General features: G+C 43.3%; 20 protein-coding genes. 5 read left to right on the top strand and 15 right to left on the bottom strand.

Annotated features, from left to right (window positions below; all coding sequences use genetic code 11):
- Positions 1-223: 223 nt before the first annotated feature.
- The gene (locus tag LOSG293_RS03075) at positions 224-1,744 is read left to right on the top strand and encodes a ClC family H(+)/Cl(-) exchange transporter (RefSeq protein ID WP_034526886.1); all 1,521 of its coding nucleotides are present in this window, start codon (positions 224-226) and stop codon (positions 1,742-1,744) included.
- A 176-nt stretch (positions 1,745-1,920) separates the two neighbouring features.
- On the opposite strand, the gene LOSG293_RS03070 is transcribed toward LOSG293_RS03075, so the two are convergent.
- The 15 genes from LOSG293_RS03070 to dnaA all read right to left on the bottom strand — a co-directional run bounded on the left by LOSG293_RS03070 (position 1,921) and on the right by dnaA (position 20,418).
- On the bottom strand, positions 1,921-3,537 hold the full coding sequence (locus tag LOSG293_RS03070; RefSeq protein WP_034526882.1) for a peptide ABC transporter substrate-binding protein: 1,617 nt from the start codon (positions 3,535-3,537) through the stop codon (positions 1,921-1,923).
- 574 nt (positions 3,538-4,111) lie between these two features.
- Complete coding sequence (locus LOSG293_RS03065) at positions 4,112-4,390, bottom strand: hypothetical protein (RefSeq protein ID WP_034526880.1); 279 nt, start codon at positions 4,388-4,390, stop codon at positions 4,112-4,114.
- Positions 4,391-4,401: 11 nt separating this feature from the next.
- Positions 4,402-5,574, bottom strand: a complete 1,173-nt coding sequence (locus tag LOSG293_RS03060; RefSeq protein ID WP_034526876.1) for an MDR family MFS transporter — start codon at positions 5,572-5,574, stop codon at positions 4,402-4,404.
- Between the two features lie 292 nt (positions 5,575-5,866).
- Complete coding sequence (gene dnaB, locus LOSG293_RS03055; RefSeq protein ID WP_034526874.1) at positions 5,867-7,255, bottom strand: replicative DNA helicase; 1,389 nt, start codon at positions 7,253-7,255, stop codon at positions 5,867-5,869.
- 82 nt (positions 7,256-7,337) lie between these two features.
- The gene (rplI, locus tag LOSG293_RS03050) at positions 7,338-7,790 is read right to left on the bottom strand and encodes a 50S ribosomal protein L9 (protein WP_034526872.1); all 453 of its coding nucleotides are present in this window, start codon (positions 7,788-7,790) and stop codon (positions 7,338-7,340) included.
- A gap of 87 nt (positions 7,791-7,877) precedes the next feature.
- On the bottom strand, positions 7,878-9,902 hold the full coding sequence (locus tag LOSG293_RS03045) for a DHH family phosphoesterase (RefSeq protein WP_081919868.1): 2,025 nt from the start codon (positions 9,900-9,902) through the stop codon (positions 7,878-7,880).
- Positions 9,903-10,055: 153 nt separating this feature from the next.
- Positions 10,056-10,295 (bottom strand): 30S ribosomal protein S18, encoded by a 240-nt coding sequence (gene rpsR / locus LOSG293_RS03040; RefSeq protein WP_034526869.1) that lies wholly within the window; start codon positions 10,293-10,295, stop codon positions 10,056-10,058.
- 40 nt (positions 10,296-10,335) lie between these two features.
- Positions 10,336-10,881 (bottom strand): single-stranded DNA-binding protein, encoded by a 546-nt coding sequence (ssb, locus tag LOSG293_RS03035; RefSeq protein ID WP_034526867.1) that lies wholly within the window; start codon positions 10,879-10,881, stop codon positions 10,336-10,338.
- A gap of 50 nt (positions 10,882-10,931) precedes the next feature.
- On the bottom strand, positions 10,932-11,228 hold the full coding sequence (rpsF, locus tag LOSG293_RS03030) for a 30S ribosomal protein S6 (protein ID WP_034526864.1): 297 nt from the start codon (positions 11,226-11,228) through the stop codon (positions 10,932-10,934).
- A gap of 238 nt (positions 11,229-11,466) precedes the next feature.
- On the bottom strand, positions 11,467-14,013 hold the full coding sequence (gene gyrA, locus LOSG293_RS03025) for a DNA gyrase subunit A (RefSeq protein WP_034526861.1): 2,547 nt from the start codon (positions 14,011-14,013) through the stop codon (positions 11,467-11,469).
- A 38-nt stretch (positions 14,014-14,051) separates the two neighbouring features.
- Positions 14,052-15,998, bottom strand: a complete 1,947-nt coding sequence (gyrB, locus tag LOSG293_RS03020; protein ID WP_034526858.1) for a DNA topoisomerase (ATP-hydrolyzing) subunit B — start codon at positions 15,996-15,998, stop codon at positions 14,052-14,054.
- Positions 15,999-16,037: 39 nt separating this feature from the next.
- Positions 16,038-17,150, bottom strand: a complete 1,113-nt coding sequence (gene recF, locus LOSG293_RS03015) for a DNA replication/repair protein RecF (protein WP_034526855.1) — start codon at positions 17,148-17,150, stop codon at positions 16,038-16,040.
- Positions 17,151-17,158: 8 nt separating this feature from the next.
- Entirely contained in the window at positions 17,159-17,377 is a 219-nt protein-coding gene (gene yaaA, locus LOSG293_RS03010; RefSeq protein ID WP_034526853.1) for a S4 domain-containing protein YaaA, read from the bottom strand.
- 278 nt (positions 17,378-17,655) lie between these two features.
- Positions 17,656-18,795, bottom strand: a complete 1,140-nt coding sequence (dnaN, locus tag LOSG293_RS03005) for a DNA polymerase III subunit beta (RefSeq protein WP_034526851.1) — start codon at positions 18,793-18,795, stop codon at positions 17,656-17,658.
- Between the two features lie 279 nt (positions 18,796-19,074).
- Positions 19,075-20,418, bottom strand: a complete 1,344-nt coding sequence (dnaA, locus tag LOSG293_RS03000) for a chromosomal replication initiator protein DnaA (RefSeq protein WP_034526848.1) — start codon at positions 20,416-20,418, stop codon at positions 19,075-19,077.
- A 493-nt stretch (positions 20,419-20,911) separates the two neighbouring features.
- Between dnaA and rpmH the strand changes: the two genes are divergently transcribed.
- The 4 genes from rpmH (at position 20,912) to jag (ending at position 23,216) form a co-directional block, all read left to right on the top strand.
- The gene (rpmH, locus tag LOSG293_RS02995; protein ID WP_081919867.1) at positions 20,912-21,046 is read left to right on the top strand and encodes a 50S ribosomal protein L34; all 135 of its coding nucleotides are present in this window, start codon (positions 20,912-20,914) and stop codon (positions 21,044-21,046) included.
- A 100-nt stretch (positions 21,047-21,146) separates the two neighbouring features.
- On the top strand, positions 21,147-21,506 hold the full coding sequence (rnpA, locus tag LOSG293_RS02990) for a ribonuclease P protein component (RefSeq protein ID WP_034526845.1): 360 nt from the start codon (positions 21,147-21,149) through the stop codon (positions 21,504-21,506).
- The gene (yidC, locus tag LOSG293_RS02985; protein ID WP_152551080.1) at positions 21,506-22,339 is read left to right on the top strand and encodes a membrane protein insertase YidC; all 834 of its coding nucleotides are present in this window, start codon (positions 21,506-21,508) and stop codon (positions 22,337-22,339) included. The genes rnpA and yidC overlap by 1 nt, the downstream gene beginning before the upstream one ends.
- 154 nt (positions 22,340-22,493) lie before the next feature.
- The gene (gene jag / locus LOSG293_RS02980; RefSeq protein ID WP_034526841.1) at positions 22,494-23,216 is read left to right on the top strand and encodes an RNA-binding cell elongation regulator Jag/EloR; all 723 of its coding nucleotides are present in this window, start codon (positions 22,494-22,496) and stop codon (positions 23,214-23,216) included.
- Positions 23,217-23,282 lie beyond the last annotated feature (66 nt).

Below are 23,282 nucleotides of genomic sequence, written 5' to 3'. Positions count from 1 at the left end.
GTTAAATATTGTGTCACAATAGAAATTCGTAACTCTAAATTAAATTTAGTCATAATAAAACCCCCGAGATTGTTGTCCAATCTCGGGGGTTCACTTCACTCAGCCTCATTGTACACCTGGCCCTCAAAACTGATTAAATCATCCGAGCAACTTTCTAACTCACGTGAAGGTTGTGGTAGACTGGTTTATAAGCTCTTTTACGAAATGGACTGGATAATGACATATGAAACAACAAATTGATCGTACTAAACTCAAAATCATTGCTGATAGTCTGATTGTGGGAATTTTTGCTGGCCTGATTGTGAGTGCTTTTCGCTGGCTAATTCAGCACGGACTCCCCGTTTGGCTCTGGCTTTACCAACAATCTACGCATCACTTCAATTGGCTCCTAATGATGGGAGTCATTTTTATCGTAACCCTCATCACCGGTTTACTCATCAAAAGCCAACCTCATATTATGGGCTCTGGAATTCCAGAAGTGGAATTGCAACTGAAGGGGCAATTAACGTTGAATCCATTTCCGCTACTGTGGCGCAAATTTGTCGCAGGAGCTTTGATGATTAGCTCTGGTGGGATGCTTGGTCGCGAGGGACCGTCCATTCAGCTTGGTGGCCTCGTTGGTCAACTCTACGCCGAAAAACGCCAACTTAATGAGCAACAATGGCGTCTAATGCTTGCAGCTGGCGCAAGTGCGGGACTATCAGCTGCATTCGGTGCACCACTTGCCGGGGCAATGTTTATTATGGAAGAAGTTGCGCATAGCTTTTCACTATTACTTTGGTTAAGCGCACTCAGTAGTGCTTTAGCCGCCGATTTAATCTCGGAACTGGTCTTTGGCTTACACCCTGTGTTGGACGTGCACTATACTCAAATGTTACCGCCACGCTACTTCTGGCTTTTACTGGTTATGGGACTATTTTTAGGTGGTTTTGGTCGACTCTATCAAAAGGTAACGTTGGGGATGCCACGCCTATACCGCCATATTCCACGACTCCCACGTCATTTCCATGGCGTCATCATGCTGTTGCTTGTCTGGCCACTTGGAATCCTTTGGCCACAAGTGTTGGGTGGCGGAAATGACGTCATTCACCTGTTAGGCAGTCAGCATTGGCCCTTATTATGGCTGCTAGGCGTTGTTATCGCTCGGTTCATCTACTCGGCTATCTCCTTTGGTTCAGGCGTCCCAGGCGGGATTTTTTTGCCAATTTTGGCACTTGGGGCAGCTCTAGGTGGCTTGTTCGCGTCATCTGCCTCAAGTTTAAATCTATTACCCGCTCAATATATTCCCAACCTCATTATCATCAGCATGGCCGGTTACTTTGCCTGCATTAGTAAATCTCCCTTTACCGCAATTATTTTAATTACGGAAATGGTGGGCTCGCTAACTCATCTATTACCCCTGGCGGTCGTTTCGTTAATCGCCTATCTGGTCGTTGATGCGCTTGGTGGTTCACCAATTTATGATGCTTTGGCTTCCCAAATGATGCGCAATCAAAATCTAGGCGAGCACGCCAGCAAATTAGATGAGTTAACTGTTACAATTTCACCGGCAAGCCTTGCTGTTGCACAAGAAATTCGAGCTGTTTCTTGGCCCAAAGGCGTTATTTTAACGAAGGTCACTCGCCATAACCATCAAATTGTGGCTAACGGTGATCTGACGTTGAACGTTGGTGACCAACTGACCCTCATGTTTGATCGCCGCGACCGTCATAATTTAGATACGTTCATTGAAAAGATGTTCTAAACAAATAAAGACCCACACCTCAATTGGTGTGGGTCTTATTTTTAACCAAAATGTTTCATGTGGAACATTTTAGTTTTTTCCATTACTGCTCGCAGTCAGTAATTCCATTGCTCTCTACTCTCATTATACCGCCCATCAAATCCATGCCCTAATTTGATGCTCAAAATCGTTTTTTGCTACTTCCAGTAAGCGTACTTGTAATTAGCTTCTGTCACCATCGTGTAGGATAAGCCCCCGACCTTATCGCTAACGAGGTAAGCTTTTGCTTGTTGGTAAAGTGGGACTAATCCAGCTTTTTCGGTGACGTAAACGTCCGCCTTCTTCATTAAGTCCCAACGTTCTGCTGTGGTGTAGTTTTCGGTATCATTAATCTTCTTAATCATGTTTTGATAAGTCTTGTCGTCCCACTTCGTAAAGTTAACGGGATTAGAACCATCGGCCATTTGTAAGAAGTCCAGTGGATCATACCAGTTGGTTGCCCAACCATCTAAATCAATATCGTAGTCACCCTTTGCCCCCTTCGCAATTTGTTGAGCGAGTGGGATTGACTGGATTGTCACTGAAACACCTGGTAGATACTTTTCAGCTTGTTGTTGTAGATACTGAGCTACGTGCTTCTCATCTTCTGTATCAGCAGACAAAATTTGAAGTGAAATCTTGTCCTTACCCAATTCTTTTTTAGCTTGGTTCCAAAGCTTCGTTGCCTTGGCTGGGTTGTAACTTAACAAGTTCCCAACCTCTTTGGTGAAGTCTTCGCCAGTTTCGGGATCTTTAGCATCCCCCTTAGGAATCAAACTTGTTGCGGGCGCCGAGCCATCTTGAAGTACATTTTTAGTGACTTGTTCACGATTAACCAGGTATGAAAATGCCTGACGAACCTTGGTGTTGTGGGTTACCGTTTTCTTGTCGTTGAATTCAAGGAAACGCATTGACCCGTTTAGTGTGGTCTTTAGGTTCTTACTCTTCTCATTGTTCTTGACGTAAGTACCTTGAATGGCCGTTTCTTGAACCTTGCCAGAAGTAAACAAGCTTTGTGCGGTTCCAGGTTCCTTCACGACCTGAACGGCAACTTTGTTGATTTTGACGTTCTTCGCATCCCAATAGTTAGTGTTCTTTTGATATTCCCAATCATCAGACGTTCCGTCCCATTTAGCCAGTTTGTAAGGACCGTTTGAAACTGTTTTTGCAGATGAGGTCCCGTACTTACTCCCATACTTCTTAAAGGCTTTGGTGTTGATTGGGTAACCCTTTGAGGCCAAAATATCATTCAACCAAGGTTGTGGTTTGCTCAACGTAATCTGTAGCTTCTTCTCCCCCAGTGCCTTTACCCCTAATGCACTTGGCTTTACCTTACCATCTTGAACGGCTTGGTAGTTCTTAAAGTATTTAAAATCACTCGCAATTTGTGACTTCGAAGTTGGATCAACTTCATGTTCAAATGATGTAACGAAATCCTGGGCAGTAACTTCTTCCCCATTTGCCCATTTCGCATCCTTTTTCAGCGTATAAGTGTAAACCGTGCCATTATTGGTCGGTTTAACCACTTTAGTTGCGACGCCCGGTACGACATCCCCCTTTTTGTCGTACGTATACAGTCCTTCATATGTTTGACCAATCATTGCGGAACTGAACCGGTCCCCCGACAGTGCAGGATCCGCAGTGGCTGGATTTCCGCTAAGTGTTACGTTTAGTGTCTTATTTGCATTTGTCTCATCCGCCTTACCGCTGGTACAGCCAGCTAAAATGAGTGCAAAACTACCTAATGCAATTGTTAATAGTGCTTTCTTGTTCATGTGTATGTTCCCCTTTTAAATTCAAATTATGATGACCCAACTTGTAGCATCGCGAAACCATGCCAGATCGGAAAGAACGTCGGACGTTTTGTTGAATATCTGATAATTGATTTAACTGTTCGCTCATGGGTAACACCTTCCTTTGAATTTAATTTAGGGTACTAAAAAAGTCGCCCTAATCCACTTGGGACCAAGGGCGACTATCGCTTTACCACCTTATGTTCGAAAGTCGCTCACACGACTTTCCTCTAAGAGTTCGTATTCAAACTCCGATGCGTTAATGGGCACCAAACCAGTCCTAATCCTCTTAAGACAACTTCGAGATGCGGTTCACCAACTCGGACCGGTCTAGCTTTCATTGACCTAGACTTGCTGCGCGTGCCCTTTGTTAGTTACTCTTCTCTTCTTCGTTATTCATGATTATGAAAATCTATGCTGATTAAGATACCTTTTATGCATAAAATTGTCAATAATCAAATTTGATATTCATCCCCACAGACCATTTTATACAAAAACCACAACCTGTCATGGTCGTGGTTTACTTAGCTTTTATTCAATTCATGAATATTAAAAATTAATTAAAATGGCGTTGATGATGTGACCGAAAAGGTACCCAATGAACAACCGTTTCTGTGGTTTTGCCCGTTTTAGTGACCTCACCGTTTGGGACCGCTACTGGCCGTAAATTTTTGGAACCATTTTGCAAAATCAACGTTGTTTGACCATCATCCGGCGTGACATACTTCGTGTAAATTTCAAATTCCCCTTGATGGTTATTATTGAGAACTAAGACGCCTATCCCCAAACTTAGACCAATGACTAAGCCTAAAATTCCCCGTTTAACCTTCTTCACTTTTTACACTCCTAGTAAGTTTCTGTTTTTTGGCGCTTACAATGAACCACGACTCCATTAATCAGCAATAGGCCAAATGTTGAGACTGCGGCGATGAAAAATAACCACATATAATTCAAAGCATCAATCATGAGTCCCCCGAATAATGGACCAATCGCTTTACCAACCGATGCCCAGGCGTTCAGCAATCCTTGATACTTTCCCTTAACCTTCAATGGTGTCAACTCATTGACGATTGCTGGAATAGCGGGAAATGCGGTTGCTTCGCCCATCGTCAGAATGACCATGGCCAAAACAAAGTGTAAGTAATCATGCGCATACAGTAACGTCACGAATGACACCGCAACAAAGAAAATTCCCGCAAACACTTGCAGATAAATATTCTTAATAATTTCAGCTAACCGGTTAATAATCAGTTGGAAAACCACAATCAAACCGGCATTCAGCGTCCATAAAAGGCTGTAATTTCGCATTGGAATCCCCATCCCCATCATATAAACGGATAGGTTTGATACCCACTGTTCGTACATCATCCAAATGACCACGAGCGTGAAAAAGAAGGTAAAAATAATCCAGCGATTGCTATTCGGCAGCCGTAATTTAACCGCTCGTTCTGTTTGCTCAGTCTGCTTGGTGCGCTGACCCACTCGGTAAAAGATAGCCACCACAAGCAGTAACAAGACGTATAAGATCGTTGTAATCACAAATAGGAGCGACATACTCGTATCGTACACAAAGCCCACTAACGACGTTCCAAAGACCACGCCCAGGTTTTGCATAAAGTAGAGCATATTGAAAACATAGCGACCGTCACGCGAGCGAATCGTCGTGCCCAGTGAATTTATTTGCGTGATAATCCAACCCGTTCCAAATCCAATCGCAATGAGGCCAATTGGATAAGCTGGCCAGCCATGGAAAAAGATCATGGTCCCCATGGCTAATCCGGAAATACAGACGCCAAATAAGGTTAAAAACTGCGGATTTAACCGATCAAACAAAGCGCCGCTGATGTAGCTCCCAATAACGTTAGCAATTGAGTACATCAATAAAATAACGCCCACTTCAGTTAATGATTTTCCAAGTGCATTATGCATGTAAATGGTCGTAAGTGGCCAGATAAAGCTGGTCCCAATACTATTCAGCATGGCCCCGGTTAATAACCATTTCAATCGAATCTCTTTCATCGGACCACCGCCTATCTATATTCTGTAATATTATCTTTAAGAAGTCATTGCTGATTCGTCACAATTTCTTCAAATTTAGGAGTTATAGTGTAGTCATGGTTAGGAAATAGCTTCCCCAAGCTTTTCCAATCATCCCCCCCAAACTCCATTTTCAAATACTCCTCCTCCCCTTGGAATATGAGAAATGAATTGAAATACTGATAACTAGCAGGTCTGCCCCGTGAGGCGGACCTGTTTTTTTGTGCCCAGCAAAAAGGCTGGTCCAAAGCGAATGCCTTGCCCAGCCAGTAAATTAAGCGCTCTGATCAGGTATGTTGGAAATCGAGGAGAACTTGTTATACGACTTAACGAATAGCAATTTAACGGTTCCTCGAGGACCTGAACGGTTCTTTTCGATGATGACTTCAACGGGACCCACATTTTGAATTTCATCATTCCCGCCGCCATCGTTATCCTCACCATCTTCCCGTTCATAATAATCATCACGGTAGAGGAAGGACACGATATCAGCATCTTGCTCAATCGAACCAGATTCACGAATATCGGATAACACTGGTCGCTTATCTTGGCGTTGTTCTACACCACGAGAAAGTTGTGACAGTGCGATAACTGGCACGTGAAGCTCCTTAGCCAATTTCTTGAGTTGACGAGAAATTTGGGAAACTTCTTGTTGCCGGTTTTCGGCACCGCTACTTTCAACCAGTTGGAGGTAATCGATGAGCACTAGGCCCAGATCCCCATTACGGTCCTTATCCAAACGACGACATTTAGCCCGAATTTCGGACATCTTGATACCAGCCGTATCATCAATATAGATATTAGCCTTGGATAGACTTCCCATTGCAACAACTAGGTTTTGCCATTCTTCTTCGCTCAGTTGCCCCGTTCGTAAATGGTTAGCATCGATGCTTCCTTCCGCACACAGCATCCGGTTAACTAAGGATTCTGCACTCATTTCCAAACTAAAGATAGCAACCGTTTTATCAGTCTTCGTTCCCACATTTTGGGCAATGTTTAGCGCAAACGCCGTCTTACCAACGGCTGGCCGGGCTGCCAAAATCATTAATTCATCCTCATGCAACCCAGTCGTAATCTTGTCTAAGTCGCGGTAACCGGTCGATAACCCGGTAACCGTGTCTTTTTGTTGGGCAAGTTTATCGATTTCTTCAAAGGTATTCGTTAAAACATCTTTAATCGGCTTGAACCCAGAAGAATTTCGGTCCTCCGCCACGTTCATGATGCTTTGTTCAGCTTGCGCTAATAGATCTTCCACAGAGTCGTCTTGCGAATAACTTTTTGTGACAATATCAGTCGCAGTCCGAATTAAACGTCGTAAAATGGCCTGCTGGGACACGATTTTAGCGTAGTAACTGGCATTGGCTGCCGTCGGAACGGAAGATGCCAGCTCGGCGATATAACTCACGCCACCGATATCTTCCAGCTGATTCCGCGTCGTCAATTCGTCACTGACGGTCACGGCATCAATCGCCTCATCCCGGTCGTTTAGGTCCACCATGACAGCGAAAATAAGCTGATGAGCACGACGATAAAAATCCTCTGGCTGTAAATACGCCATAGTATCGACAATTGCATCAGTACTAAGAAAAATTGCCCCTAAAACGGCTTTTTCCGCCTCAATATTTTGTGGTGGTGTCTGATCGTTAATAATCTCGTTATTCATTATTGCGTTCTCCTAAACCCTTAAGAAACAAAAGGCTCAAAACCAGTAATTGATTTTGAGACCTTTTCATCAAATGACCAGTTTACTTTTCCGAAACGTGTACCCGAATCTTAGCGGTAACGTCTTGGTGAAGTTTAACTGGTACATTAATATATCCCATTACGCGAATTGGCTCATTCAGTTCAATCTTACGTTTATCCAATTTGAGACCAAATTGGCTGTTAAGCGCTTGGGCAATTTGTTTGCTTGGAATTGAGCCAAACAGGCGACCATCAGTCCCCGCTTTTGCTTTCAATTCTACAACTGTCTTATCATCTTCAAGCGTTGTCTTAAGTTGTTTTGCTTCTTCTAAAAGCTCTTCTTCATGCTTTGCTTCGGCCTTTTTTTGACCTTCAATTTGGCTCATTGCGGATTTCGTGGCGGCCTTTGCCTTACCATTTTTAATTAAAAAGTTTTGGGCATAGCCATCTGGAACTTCTTTAATATCACCGCGTTTACCTTTTCCGCGAACATCTTCAAGAAAGATTACTCTCACAGTGATCCCCTCCTTCTTAATTAGCGTACCGAACAAGTCGGCTCATTTAAAACTGTATCACACTATCGGTCCATGTGACACCTAAAATTACTCGGCGTCGGATTCAGTCTCTGGTGCATCATTTTCCGCTAAAATATCTATCAATCTTTGCTTAACTTCCATGATCGTTTTGCCTTCAATCTGAGTGGCGCCACTGGAAAGGTGACCACCACCACCCATTTGTTCCATGATGAGTTGAACGTTGTAATCGCCTAGACTACGAGCGGAAACCCCAACTTGTCCGTCATCGCGCTTGGTGATGACAAACGAGGCGTCCACACCCGACATATTCAGCAAATCGTCCGCCGCTTGTGCCGCGGTAACAGAATCGTAAATTTGGTCATCTTCACCGACTACGATTGCCTTATCCTTATCGATAAAGTCAACCAGCTCGATTAAATGGTTCCGGGCAAGATAACTGTCGACGTTTTCCTTCATCAATTCCTGCATTTGAACTGAATCAGCCCCAGCAGATCTTAAATAACTGGCCGCATCAAAGGTTCGTGTTCCCGTTCTTAATGAGAAGGATTTGGTATCAATGAAAATCCCCGTCAACATGGCGGTTGCCTCAACCTTATTTATTGGCTCTTCTTCTTGTGATTGATACTCGAACATTTCTGTGATCAACTCACACGTTGAGGAAGCGTAGGGTTCGATGTAAACCAAAATTGGATTTTCAGGGAAAGCCTCGCCTCGACGGTGATGGTCGATAATCATGACCCGATTTTCGAGCTTGTTATAGAGCTCTGGTGCGATTGAAAGGGTCGTCTTGGAATGGTCTACCATAATCAGTAAACTTTGCTTAGTGGCCTTCTCAAGCGCCTCAGCTGGTGTGATAATAGACGCCATAACTTCTGGATAATCCTTGAGAACTTCAAGTAACCGCTGGATATCTGAATGCACGTTTTCTTGATCCAAAACGATCCAGCAGTCTTTATGATTCATTTTAGCAATTCGACGAATCCCCAAACAGGCTCCAACAGAATCCATATCTGGATGCAAATGACCTTGTACAAAGACTTGATCCGACTCATTCATCAGCTCTTGTAAAGCCTGCGAAATCATACGAGCTCTGACTCGAGTTCGCTTCTCCATTGGGTTAGTCTTACCCCCGTAGAAACGAGCTTCTTCGTCTTGCGCCTTCACAACAACTTGGTCACCACCACGTCCGAGCGCCAAATCAAGATTACTTTGTGCTTGGTCAGCCAAGTGATTCAAGTTTAAGTCATCGTAAGAAATCCCAATACTCAAGGTTAGTGGGAAGTTTTGCTTAGAGGTACTTTCGCGAATGACGTCAAGGATTTTAAACTTGTCCTCTTCAATTCGCTTAAGTGTCTTAGCGTAAGTTAGCAGGAAGAAGTGATCATCATCGAGCTGTTTGATGTACATCCCAAATTCCTGCGCCCAACTAGAAAGCTCATTGGTGACGTAGTTTCTGAGGTTCGAAATTTCTTGGTCGGTCATAGACTGCGTAATTTCATCGTAGTTATCCAAGAAAATTTGTCCTAATGCCAGCTTTTCGTCGTTATAGAGCTGAGAAATATTCTCGTAGTTCGTAATGTCCATGACGTAAGCCACCCTGAGTTCCTTTTGAACTAAGAGTGAAATCTTATAGTCGTGCCACGATACCGTTTTAATTGTGCTTTCTTCACTTTGACCCGCGATGAGTTCAGCTAATTCAGGGTCAACATCTTCCAACTTCTCGCCAAGGACCATCTGATCCCCGAAGTATCTCTGAATGTAAGGATTCACCCACTCGATATCGTTGGACTCACTAAATATAATGACCCCAACCGGTATTTCTAACAGTGCCTCTTGTTCACCCCGTTTGATACGATAAGAAAGATCGGCAATATAGCGAGTGGTATCTTTTCCAATCTCATTCATTGCGTTAAAGGTCATGTAGAGACCAATAATCACCGCAATCACACCAATGAGACCCAAAATCCAGCTATAGACGAAAGCTAACCAGATACCAATCAATGATAAAATACCGATGAAAATAGTGATGCCACGCAAACGTTTGTTAAGCAGAAACTCCGGCATATTTTCCCAAGAAAACAATTTTTTCATAGCTACTCCTCTTACGATTCAATCGATTCAATGGTAGCTATATTTTAGCACATTAAGGGTTTTCAAAAAAGTTAGCCTCTTGAAAGCGAATGAGTTAAAAAAGCCGACAAAAAAGGCCAAAGCTTTTCAGCTTTGACCCTTCTTTGCCAACAATTAGCCTTCTTCAGAAACGAAAGGCATTAAGCCCATGATTCTTGCACGCTTGATAGCGATTGTAAGCTTACGTTGGTTCTTTGCACTAGTACCAGTCACACGACGTGGTAAAATCTTGCCTCGTTCAGAAATGAAACGTTCTAACAAGTTAGTGTCTTTGTAATCGATGTATTCGATGTGGTTTGCGGCGATGAAGTCAACCTTACGGCGACGACGGCCACCTCTTCTTTGTTGAGCCATGTGTTTTCCCTCCTTGATTAACCAAGATCAATTATTGATCTTAGAATGGTAAATCGTCATCAGAGATATCAATTGACTGTCCATTATTTGCAAATGGGTCATTTTGGTTGCTGTTATCAGCAGCTGGTTGGTTTTGATTTCCACCAAAACCGCCAGCAGGTGCTGAATTACCTTGTGCAGGTGCACCAAATGGATTGGTATCTCCTTGAGGAGCATTGTTATCATTAGGAGCTGAGAAGTTGTTGCCACCAGCATTGCCAGAAGCTGAACGTGGTTCAAGCAAGGCAAAGTTTTCAACGACAACTTCAGTCACGTAAACTCGTTGACCTTGTTGATTTTCGTAGTTTCGAGTCTGAATACGGCCTTCGATACCAACTAATGACCCTTTATGGGTGAAGTTAGCGAAGTTTTCTGCAGACTTTCTCCAGATGACACAGTTAATGAAGTCCGCTTCACGTTCGTTGTTTTGATTGGTAAATTGCCGATCAACAGCTAACGTAAAGTTTCCAACGGCTGCACCACTTGGTGTGTAACGTAAATCAACATCTCTTGTCAAGCGTCCCGTAAGTACTGCTCGGTTGATCATAACGGATTGCTCCTCTCGTTGTTATTGATAAAGTAAATTATCGGTCTATATTAAGCTTCACGCTTTACGATCATGTGACGAAGAATATTGTCATTGATCTTTGAAAGACGGTCAAATTCGTTTAATGCATCCGCATTTTCAGCAGTTAAGTTAACGATATGGTAAACACCTTCGTTGTAACCACCGATTTCGTATGCCAAACGACGTTTTTGCCAGTCTTTTGAATCAATTACACTTGCACCATTGTCAGTTAAGATCTTGTCGAAACGTTCTACTAAGGCAGTCTTAGTAGCGTCGTCAAGGTCAGGACGAATGATGTATGTAATTTCATATTTAGTAGTTTCCATGAAAAAATACACCTCCTTATGGACTTCAGGCTCACCCGATTTAGATTTAGATGAGCAAGGAGAGTCTCCGTCTAGAAGACGGCACTCACAGATAAGTAGTATATCATGTTCAAAAATAAAGTGCAATACGAGACGCGACAAGAGAGTTTGTTTTGCGCTACAGTTCTAAATACGCCACTTTCTTACCAAATCCATTAAAAAAATCAGGACAATTTTTACTGTCCTGATTTTGTGATATTTAGTCTTCAGTTGAATCTGAATCCGTTGCTGAATCATCAGCTGGGGCTACCGATTCAGAAGTTACATCATCCTGACTTGATTGGTCAGTCGATTCTTCTTCCTTTTCCACGGCAGTCATTGTAGCAACCTTAGCGTCCTCGTCAATTCGAATTAAGTGAACTCCGAGCGTTGCCCGCCTAGTTTCAGAAACCTTCTCGATTCCGAATCGAATCATGACACCCTTATCAGTCACCAGCATGATGTCTTCGTCACCAGAGACAGTAGCTAAACCAGCAAGTGGTCCGTTCTTCGCTGTAATGTTAGCGGTCTTGATTCCTTTACCGCCACGACCCTTGATCGGGTACTCACTAGCGGCCGTTTGCTTCCCAAATCCTTTTTCAGAAATGACGAAGACTTTACTGTTAGGTTCAAGAATATCGGCACCGATGACGTAATCATCATCACGTAGTCGAATCCCACGAACTCCGGCAGCGGAACGACCCATTGAACGAACATCCGTCGAACGGAAACTGACCGCGTAACCTTGGTGAGTTCCGATAATCATGTTGTCCTTGTCCTCAATGATGGCCACATTCATAAGTTCATCGTCTTCATGCAACGTAATGGCTTTCAGACCATTGCTCCGAATGTTAGTGAATTCATCAACTGGCGTCCGTTTAACCGTTCCTTGAACTGTCGTAAAGAACAAGAAGCGTTCACTTTCGGCATCCCCAGAAATGTTAATTACCGCCTGAACTCGTTCGCCGGTGTTGATTCCCAATAAGTTAATCACTGGGATTCCCTTAGCTGAACGGCCATATTCAGGGATTTCGTAACCCTTCATCCGGTAAACCTTACCCGCATTCGTGAAGAATAAGATCACGTCATGGGTTGAGGCAGACACAAGGTGCTCAATGAAGTCATCATTATGAACGCCCATTCCTTGAACGCCTCGGCCACCACGGTTTTGGGCCTTAAATTCTGACGTTGGCAATCGCTTAATGTAACCGTTGTGAGTAACCGAAACGATTACGTCTTCTTCAGCAATGAGGTCCTCGTCTTCAAGACTGAGCACTTCACCAACCATCAATTCAGTTCGACGAGCGTCGCCAAACTTAGATTGGATATCCAAGAGTTCTTGGTAAATGATTTCGTTAACCCGATCACGACTTGCCAAGATTTCTTTGTATTCCGCAATTGATTTCAGTAAGGCATTGTATTCATTTTCAACCTTGTCACGTTCCAAACCGGTCAAACGAACCAAACGCATATCCAAGATAGCTTGCGCTTGCTTGTCGCTGAGTTTGTATTCGTTCATCAACCGGTCCTTCGCAACTTCCCCAGTTTGGGAATTACGAATGATGCTGATAATAGCATCAATGTGATCAAGCGCAATTTGCAATCCTTCAAGGATGTGTGCCCGAGCTTCTGCCTTTTTCAGTTCAAAAGCAGTCCGACGTTGAATAACTTCAACTTGGTGTTCGAGGTAATCGACTAGGATTTCCTTCAAACTCAGGATCTTTGGCGCACCCTTAACGATGGCAAGCATGTTGAAGCTGAATGACGTTTGCATCATGGTCATCTTGTACAAATTGTTCAGGATGACTTCTGCGCTAGCGTCACGACGAACGTCAATGACAATCCGCATACCTTCACGGTCAGACTCATCGTTGATATCCGTGATGCCTTCAATCCGCTTTTCACGGGCTAATTCAGCAATCCGTTCAATCAACTTGGCCTTGTTGACCATGTAAGGAATTTCGGTCGCAACAATCCGTTGCTTACCATTCTTTTGCTCTTCAATGTCCACTTTGGCGCGAACAATGATTGAGCCCTTACCAGTTTCATAAGCACGTCTGATACCAGACTTACCCATGACAACCCCACCAGTTGGGAAATCGGGACCAGGTAAGGCCTCCATCAAATCAGCCGTTGTGGCATCTGGATTGTTCATCAAAATGTGCAACGCACTGATAACTTCAGATAAGTTGTGCGGTGGAATGTTGGTTGCCATTCCGACAGCAATTCCAGAAGCCCCGTTAACAAGCAAGTTAGGGAATCGCGCTGGTAACACAACGGGTTCTCGTTCAGTGCCATCGTAGTTGTCTTGGAAATCAATCGTATCTTTGTTGATATCCCGCAACATTTCCATGGCGATTTTACTTAAACGGGCTTCGGTATAACGCATGGCCGCAGCACCATCACCATCGACGGAACCAAAGTTTCCGTGCCCATCGACTAACATGTGACGATAACTGAAATCTTGGGCCATTCGAACCATTGATTCGTAAACGGCCGTGTCACCATGAGGGTGATACTTACCTAAAACGTCACCAACAACTCTGGCAGACTTCTTGTAAGGCTTGTCGGGCGTCACACCCAACTCATTCATATCATACAAAATACGCCGGTGAACTGGTTTCAGTCCATCACGAACGTCTGGCAATGCCCGAGCGACGATAACACTCATCGCGTAGTCCAGGAATGACGTTCTCATCGTCTTCGATAAGTCGACATTCTCAATTCGGCCTGGTAGTTCTTGATCTGCCAAATCCTTAACCTCCATTCATAATTCAAAACTAATTTTTCAAAAATTCTGATTAATTAAATGTCCAAGTTTTCAACGAACTGGGCGTTTTCTTCGATAAACTTTCGACGTGGTTCAACCTTGTCACCCATGAGCATACTGAAAACTTGATCCGCTTGAACGGCGTCTTCAGGATCTACCCGGAGCAAACGACGGTTTTCGGGATCCATTGTCGTTTCCCAAAGTTGTTCCGCATCCATTTCTCCAAGACCCTTGTACCGTTGAATAGCTGGTTTTGGCGAAGGTGGCAATTGACCAAGAACTTCTTGCAATTCTTCATCAGAATCGATGTACTTTTGCATCTTACCTTGGCGGACACGATACAGAGGTGGCTGTGCGATATAAACGTAGCCTGCCTCAACAAGTGGTCTCATATAGCGGTACATCAGCGTTAATAATAACGTTCTGATATGCGCACCATCGACATCGGCATCGGTCATAATAATCAATTTGTGATAGTTGGCCTTGGATACATCGAATTCATCACCGAATCCAGTTCCCATCGCCGTAAATAGCGAACGAATTTCTTCGTTGGCCAAAATCCGGTCCATGCTGGCCTTTTCAACATTCAAGATTTTACCTCGAATTGGCAAAATGGCTTGCGTTAAACGAGAACGCCCCTGCTTAGCTGAACCACCGGCAGAATCACCCTCGACGATGAAGAGTTCTGAAATAGCAGGATCTTTACTGGTGTTATCAGCTAACTTACCAGGCAAATTACTAATTTCTAGACCACTCTTCTTACGCGTTACTTCACGAGCCCGTTTAGCAGCAACCCGAGCCTTTGAGGCTAAAGTTCCCTTTTCAACGATGGTTTTCGCAACGTCAGGATTTTCCATCAAGAAGTCCATGAAGTACTCACTAAATAAGTGATCCGTCACGGTTCTTGCATCGGAGTTTCCTAGTTTGGTTTTAGTTTGACCTTCAAATTGAGGATCCGGATGCTTGATGGAAAGGACAGCTGTCATCCCTTCACGCACATCTTCACCCGTTAAATTATCTTCGTTATCCTTCAAAAGGTTATTCTTACGAGCGTAATCGTTAATGATTCGCGTTAAAGCCCGCTTGAACCCTTCTTCATGCGTTCCACCTTCATAGGTGTGAATGTTGTTGGTAAACGTCAATAGGTTGGAATGATAATCATCCGTGTATTGTAGCGCTACTTCAACCGTGATGCCCTTTTCCACACCTTCAACGTAAACTGGATCCGGGAATAAGGTGGTCTTATTTTGGTTCAAATATTCAACGTAATGCTTCAAACCACCTTCGTAGAGGAAATCCTCTTCGGTTGGCTTTTCAGGACGTTCATCCCGAATCGAAATCTTCAGGCCCTTGTTCAAAAAGGCAAGTTCTCGGATCCGAGTTGTCAGCGTCTTAATGTCATAAGTTGTTGTTTCGCGGAAAATATCTGGATCTGGCACAAAGTGAACCGTTGTTCCGTGAATATTTTCTGGTACATTTTCATCAATTAACTTCATTGGGGTTTTAACGTGACCACGCTCAAAATCGATGTAGTAGCGTTTGCCATCTCGAACAACTTGGGCATCCAATTCTGTTGATAAGGCGTTAACAACGGAAGCACCAACACCATGCAACCCACCAGAAACCTTGTAACCGCCGCCGCCAAACTTACCACCGGCATGCAAGATGGTGAAGACAGTTTCCAAAGCGGATTTTCCTGTCTTCTCTTGAATCCCGGTTGGAATTCCACGACCGTTATCGACAACAGTAATACTGTTATCCTTTTCAACAGTCACATGAATTTCGTTTGCGAATCCAGCTAAAGCTTCATCAATCCCGTTATCGATAATTTCCCAAACGAGGTGGTGAAGTCCTTGTGAACTCGTTGATCCAATATACATACCTGGTCGCTTACGAACAGCTTCTAGGCCTTCAAGAACTTGAATCTGACTGGCGTCATATTCTCTTGCGCGCTCTTTTTTTGTTTCTTTTTCGTCTGCCAAAAGTGCATCCCCCTTAATCAAAACGGCGTTATCTTAGGATTATTCCAATAGTTTTCCATTTTCAATGTGGAAGACTTTAGGATCGTGAATGAGTTGTCTGGCGACCCCGCTTAAGCTCGTGGTGGTCAGAAACGTTTGAACTTTGTCTTGAATCGCCGTCAACAAGTGTGTTTGACGACTATCATCAAGCTCTGAAAGTACGTCATCCAGTAACAATACCGGGTATTCACCGGTCTCTTCCTTCATCAGGTTAATTTCCGCCAGCTTTACGCTAAGAGCCGCCGTCCGTTGTTGTCCCTGTGAGCCAAAAGTCGAGACGTTCTTGTCGTTTACGAAAAACTGCAAGTCGTCTCGATGCGGTCCAAATAGAGTTGTGCGCTGGAAGAGTTCTTTTTCTCGTTTTTGTTCAAATAATGCTTTTAATCCCTCATAAATCGAATCAGTTGAAGCCAACTGCTCCGGTTCAAGCGGATTAACATACTTAAACGTCAAGCGTTCTTTACCTTGTGAAATCTCCTTGTGAACCGCGGCTGCCCAGTGTTCGAGCTCCTTAAGCAATTTCAAGCGTTCGAAGATAATCTCCGCGCCAAAGGCTGCTAATTGGTCGGATAAGACATCTAAGAGGACTAAATCCGACTGCTTATGATTCCGCAATTCTTTCAAATAACGATTTCGCTGCTTTAAAATCGTGCGATACTGCGACAAGTTGTAAAGATAGCGAGAATTCATTTGACCGAATTCCATATCAATAAACCGGCGTCGCACTTGTGGTGAGCCTTTGACCAAGGAAAGGTCTTCAGGCGCAAACAAGATAACATTCAGCTGACCAATATACTGGGACAACTTAGCTTGTTCCAAATGGTTCACCTTCGCACGCTTACCGGTCTTGCCCAAATCCAACTCCAGTGGTACTGAAGTCGATTGCTTTTGGACGCATCCCAAAACTTGTGCAGCCGTCGCATCCCAATTAATTAAATCTCGATCACTACTCGTTCGGTGACTACGTGCTAAAGCCAACACATAAATGGCCTCCAACAGGCTCGTCTTCCCTTGGGCGTTTTTACCCAACAAAATGTTAATGCCGTTTTTGAAGGTCATATCTACCGATTCATAGTTTCGAAAATGACGTAGACTCATGTCTCTTAAATACATGTTTCACCCTACTTTGAGCGTATCGTAAACGTACCTACTTCAGGTACTTGAACGGTATCTCCATCATATAGCTTTCTGCCACGCCGATCGTCTGGCTCTGAATTAACCGAAACCGTGTGCTCGCGCAAATACCATTTTGCTTGACCACCCGTGCCAACGACAGCTTCTTCCTTAAGCAATTGCCCTAATGTGATGTAGGGAGTGTCAATGGTGACGTCTTTATTCATCTCTTCACCCACCTTTATACATAAGAATATTATACGCTTTTTGGGCTTAAAAGTACAGATTACGAAAGCATGTGACGCGTTCTGCGCAATTTTATCGATTTTAAGACGAAAAAGCGTGAGGGGGTTAAAATTCCTGAGAGCGAAAAATAAGCCCGTTAAAATTCAAATCAACCATTTTTCCACAATTCGGCTGAGAAATTTCACTATTTGACTCCATCAGACAAAAAAATGCCACTCCGCAATGAATGCGAGGTGGCATTTTGTGCTATTAAGACGAACTAGAATGTCCGCACTGGTGTAATTAGTTGAATAAAGTTCTCTTGATCCTCAGTTGGTACCAACGTAAATGGACGCAACGCAGAGGTAAATGAAATTTTGATTGTCGATTGACCGAATGAGTGAAGGGCATCCTTCATGTAATCCGGGTTAAATGAAATTTCTAATTCGGAACCTGTCACAGCGTTAGGTTTCAAATCTTCCTCAACTTTACCAACATCTGGTGAGTTACCGAAGATGGTCACAGTCTGTTCGGTTGGCTTAATGATGAGCTTAATGACATTATTCCGTGATTCATGTGATAGCAATGAAGCCCGCTCGATTGAAGCAAGTAAGGCCGGGGCCTCAAATTCAACTGTCGTTTCGGCTTCGCTTGGAATCAGACGTGAAGTGTCAGGATAAGTACCTTCAAGCAAACGAGTGTAGAAGGACGTTTCGCCCAGAATGAAAAGGGCTTGGTTTTCGGATAAACGCATTTCAACTTGATCATATTCGTCACCGATCATTCGCGAAAGCTCAATTAAACTCTTTCCGGGGATGATGACGTTGTGCTTAGTTGAAGAACCAGTTGGTAAGTTGACCTTGCGTTGGCTCAATCGGTGACTATCCGTTGCAACTGCCAAAAATTGATCAGCGTCCAACTCGAAGTGAACCCCTGTTAAGATTGGGCGACTTTCTTGATTAGAAACTGCAATAACTGTTTGACTAATGAGTTCTTTGAAAACAGCACCATCTAATTTAATCGCATCAGTTGTATCAATTTCAGGTAGATGTGGATAGTTATTGGCATCCAAGCCATTCACGTTAAAGGCAGCTGAACCAGAAGTGATTTCAGTTTGGAAACCTTCCGTAACGTTAAGTTCAAACGTATCTTCAGGTAAACGCTTGATGATTTCACTAAAGAAACGGGCAGGTAACACAATGGCACCTGTACTAGCAATGGCTAAACCATTGTCTTCATCACTAGCTGAAATAACCGTTTCAATTGAAATATCTGCATTAGAACCAGTAAGGGTCAAACCTTCATCTGACGCAACTAGTTTTAATCCCGTCAAAATTGGAATTGTGGTTTTTGATGAGATTGCTCGTTGAACATTGTTGAGTTCCTTAATAAAAACGGAACGCCGAATTGAGAATTTCATAATGGGTGTGTCACTCCTTAGTTGTAATTATATTAATTAATAAAAGATAGAAGTCGTAGTAGGGCAGTTGATACTGTGGATAACTATGACGAACATTAGCCTACTAAGAAACATTGCCTGTGCGTAACTTGTGGATAACTTCGGGAGTTTTCCTTTTTTATCCACAGTGGACAAATTGACAGGTAAAAGTTACTAAACCCATGATAGCTTAAAAACCATAAAAAAAGCAGTCCTTAATCCCATAATTTTAATTTTAGGATAAGTAACTACTCTTAAAGATTATCTTTTTAGTTCATTTTTGATGTCATCGAGCTCGCTCTTAAGATTGTCGTCGTGCTTAAGCGACTCAGTAATCTTTTCGTAAGCATGAATAACGGTCGTATGATCCTTGCCACCAAACTCATTTCCAATCTTAGGTAGTGAGCTATCAGTCAACTCGCGCGCCAAGTACATGGCAATCTGCCGTGGCATAACGATTGATTTCATCCGCTTTTTACCCTTAAGGTCAGCCAATGAGACGTGGTAGTAGTTGGCCACAGTGTTTTGGATGGCCAAGATTGTAATCTCCGTATGTGCATTGCCAAGGTTCAGGCTTTGCAACGATTTGGCGACTAAATCAGTGGAAATTGGCGTGTTCTTTAGCTTGGCATAAGCGTGAACACGGGATAGCGCACCTTCGAGCTCACGAACGTTGGAATCAATTTGGCCCGCGATGTAACTCAAAGTGTCATCGGGGATGTCGATTTGATCCGCATTCGCTTTGTTACGAAGAATGGCAATCCGCGTCTCCAAATCAGGTGGGGTGATATCCACAGATAACCCCCAGGCAAACCTTGAAACTAAGCGGTCTTGCAGCTTGGGGATTTCGCGTGGTAACCGGTCGGATGTCAAAACGATTTGTTTGCCATCATCATATAATGAGTTGAAAGTATGGAAGAATTCTTCTTGAGTTCCTTCCTTATCAGCAAAGAACTGAATGTCATCGACCAGCAAAAGGTCGGCGTTACGGTATTCCTGACGAAATTGTTCCTGTGTCCGAGTTTGAATTGCGTTAATGAAGTCATTGGTAAAGGCCTCACTCGTCACATATTTAACACGGGTACCAGGTTTGTCCGCCATCATCTTGTTTCCAATCGCGTGCATCAAGTGGGTCTTACCCAAGCCAACACCACCATAAAAGAACAGCGGATTGTACATTTTGCCGGGCTCTTCCGAAACGACTAACGCCGCAGCATGAGCCATTTGATTACCTTTTCCAATAACAAAAGTATCAAATGTATACTTCGGATTTAACTTCGTTTCCTTCATAAAAGTAGGAATGAGTCCTGGTCCATCAGAAGTCGTCTCTGTGGTAGATTTTTTTTCTTCCGTCAGATCCGAATCAATGATGAAGTCCGGTTGAATATCCTCATGGGTGGCTTGGTACGCAAAAGCCACGAGCTCCTGCGTAAGGTTATTTTCCCAATAATCTCTATGTAGTGCTGATGGAAGCTTGATCGTAAGTTGCCGATTAATTAAAGATATGGGTTCTGCGCTCGCTATCCAGGTTGAATAAGTCACTGGCGTTGAAATTTCACGGAAACTTTCAGCGATTGCATCCCAAGTTGACTGAAGATCAAGCAAAGTTATTCCTCCTTTATGTGAAATTGTAGATTCAGTTTAGCATGAAAAAAATGAGTTTTCCACAGGCAAACGAACCTGTTCATAAATGTTTCACAGGGTGTCAAAAACTTTTCCACAGGGGTGTGAATAACTCTGGTGATTTTCAAAAAAAATCGACTTGTCCACAGATACTTGTGGACAAAATATGCTATATAATCAAGTGTTTCACAAGTTATTAACAGTTTCAACAGGGTAGTTTATAGAATGATTCAGTGCCTGTGAATTGGGGGATAAATTTGTGGGAATCCGGTGGATAAAATAAATGCTATCCACAAGTTATCCACAGGCTCTGTGTATGAAACAAAATTTAAAAAACACAGAAAGCTCACAAAATTGAAAATTCTCCTTTGAAGTTCCTAATTAGTGTGATATTATATTCAGGAAATGCATTTAGGAAAATCTATGATGTAAATAATTCAGCTTTTAAAATAGCGATTAAGTAGGAGGTGTCCTTATGAAGAGAACATACCAACCAAAGAAACGTCACCGTCAACGTGTACACGGCTTCCGTAAGCGTATGAGTACAAGCAACGGTCGTAACGTATTAGCTCGTAGACGCCAAAAAGGCAGAAAAGTATTATCTGCATAAGGCCACTGACCGTTCAGTGGTCTTTTCTTTTTCGCTGAATTTGGTCGCGACTATTTTTGTTGTCAGTTAGTACGGATTCGACACATTCTGGAGATGTATCATGCGAAAATCATACCGCATTAAAAAAGAAACGGAATTTCAAGAAGTTTTTGAAACCCGTCAGTCGGTGGCAAATCGTCAATTTGTCATCTATGCAATGGAGAAAAAAGACCAACCGCATTTTCGGGTTGGGATTTCCGTTGGTAAGAAAGTTGGTAACGCGGTTCATCGTAACTGGGTCAAGAGAAGAATCCGGCAATCATTGCTGGAGTTAAAGCCGTATTTGAAGCAAGACGTTGATTTTCTAGTTATTGCTCGTCCACGGGCTGACCAGTTATCAATGGAAGAAACGAAACATCACTTGATCCACGTATTGAAGTTAGCAAAATTACTTGACTCTGATTATAGTGAGGAAAAATAGTGAAAAAATACAGACGTATCTTATTGAGCTTGGCGCTCGTTGGATTAGTCCTCATCTTAACCGCTTGTAGTAACAAGCCGATTACAAATAATAGTACGGGAATTTGGGATGGCTTAATCGTCTTAAACTTCTCGCGTGCCATTATCTGGCTGTCTAACCTTTTTGGTGGCAGTTATGGGATGGGAATTATCGTCTTTACGATCTTGGTGCGGATTGTCATTTTACCATTGATGATTTTCCAAACGCGCAGTATGCGTCGTACTCAAGAAATTCAACCTCAGCTTAAGGCGCTCCAAAAGAAGTATTCTTCTCGCGACACGGAAACCATGCAAAAACTGCGTGAAGAACAACAGAAGTTATATTCTGAGGCTGGCGTTAATCCGGTAGCCGGTTGTTTACCATTGATTGTGCAATTACCAATCATCTGGGCGCTGTACCAGGCCATCTGGCGGACAGAAGCTTTGAGAACAGGGGGCTTCCTCTGGCTCAAGCTAGGGGATAAGGATCCATATTTCGTGCTTCCTATCTTAGCTGCCGTCTTTACCTTCATCAGTTCTTGGTTATCGATGAAGTCACAACCAGAAGGCAACAGTATGACCACGATGATGACCATCGGGATGCCAATCATTATCTTCTTCACTGCGTTAAACGTGCCAGCCGCACTGTCCCTTTACTGGGTAATCACCAATGCGTTCCAAGCGGGACAAACAATGTTGATTCAAAACCCATGGAAGATTCAGCGTGAACGGGAAACGAAGCAACGCGAGCAGCAGAATCGTGAACGGGCTAAGAAAAAGGCCATTCAACGAGCCAAAAAGAGCCGCCGCAAATAATTAACACTGATTATTTCGAGTCCTCAATCAATTTTTGATTGGGGATTTTTTTGACTTCTCATCATAAAGTCCTTTATTTCAACGGATTGTGTGATAAAATCTAATCTGGATTATTGAACGGAAGTGTTACAAGTTATCATAGGAGGAAATAGTCATGACGATTTTTAAAGGTGCAACAGTTGAGGCAGCAATTGAGGCAGGCCTTTCAACACTGCAGCTGAATCGAGACCATGCCCAAATTTCGGTTGAAGTTCAACCCCGACGCGGCTTTCTGGGAATTGGAAAGCGGCTTGCGGAGGTTAACATCACCAAAGTGGCAAAAAGCACCGAAAAATCAAACACGGTAAAAAAGGCATCAAATGAACCTAAGACCGTGAGCCAAGAGAAAGCGACACCCAGCAGTAAACATACGAGATCTAAGTCCAACGAACAGGCCGTTGCCGAGCTTGAGGATTATTTGGCCGACGTTATTGAACAATTAGGCGTTGACGCAACCTCGGATACGGAATTGGTTTCTCGACAGGTCACCATTCGTTACACAACGGAAGATGAAGGACTTTTGATTGGTAAGCACGGTCGAACCATCAACGCTTTGCAAAGTCTTGCACAAATTTATTTGAACCATAAAGGGGCAGCGCATCTTGAGGTTGAATTAGATGTTTCCGGTTATCGTGAGCGTCGGGCAGAAACGCTAACTCGTTTGGCCGACAACATGGCTCGTGAAGTTGTGGCGAGTGGGAAACCCGTCTATTTGGATCCAATGCCTGCGTTTGAACGGAAGCAAATCCACTCAACACTAGGCCAGAACCACCACGTGATTACCTATTCTGCTGGTAAGGAACCAAGACGAGCAGTCGTAATCGCACCGAAATTGTAATCTGAATCCGCCCAAATTTGATTGACAAAGCGGGCAATCCATTTTATATTAGAAGCAATCATTCTT

The organism is Secundilactobacillus oryzae JCM 18671, assembly GCF_000740055.1.
GTDB classification, from domain to species: domain Bacteria; phylum Bacillota; class Bacilli; order Lactobacillales; family Lactobacillaceae; genus Secundilactobacillus; species Secundilactobacillus oryzae.
The sequence above is the reverse complement of the archived record's forward strand: the minus strand, read 5'-3'. Positions and strand labels throughout refer to the sequence as shown.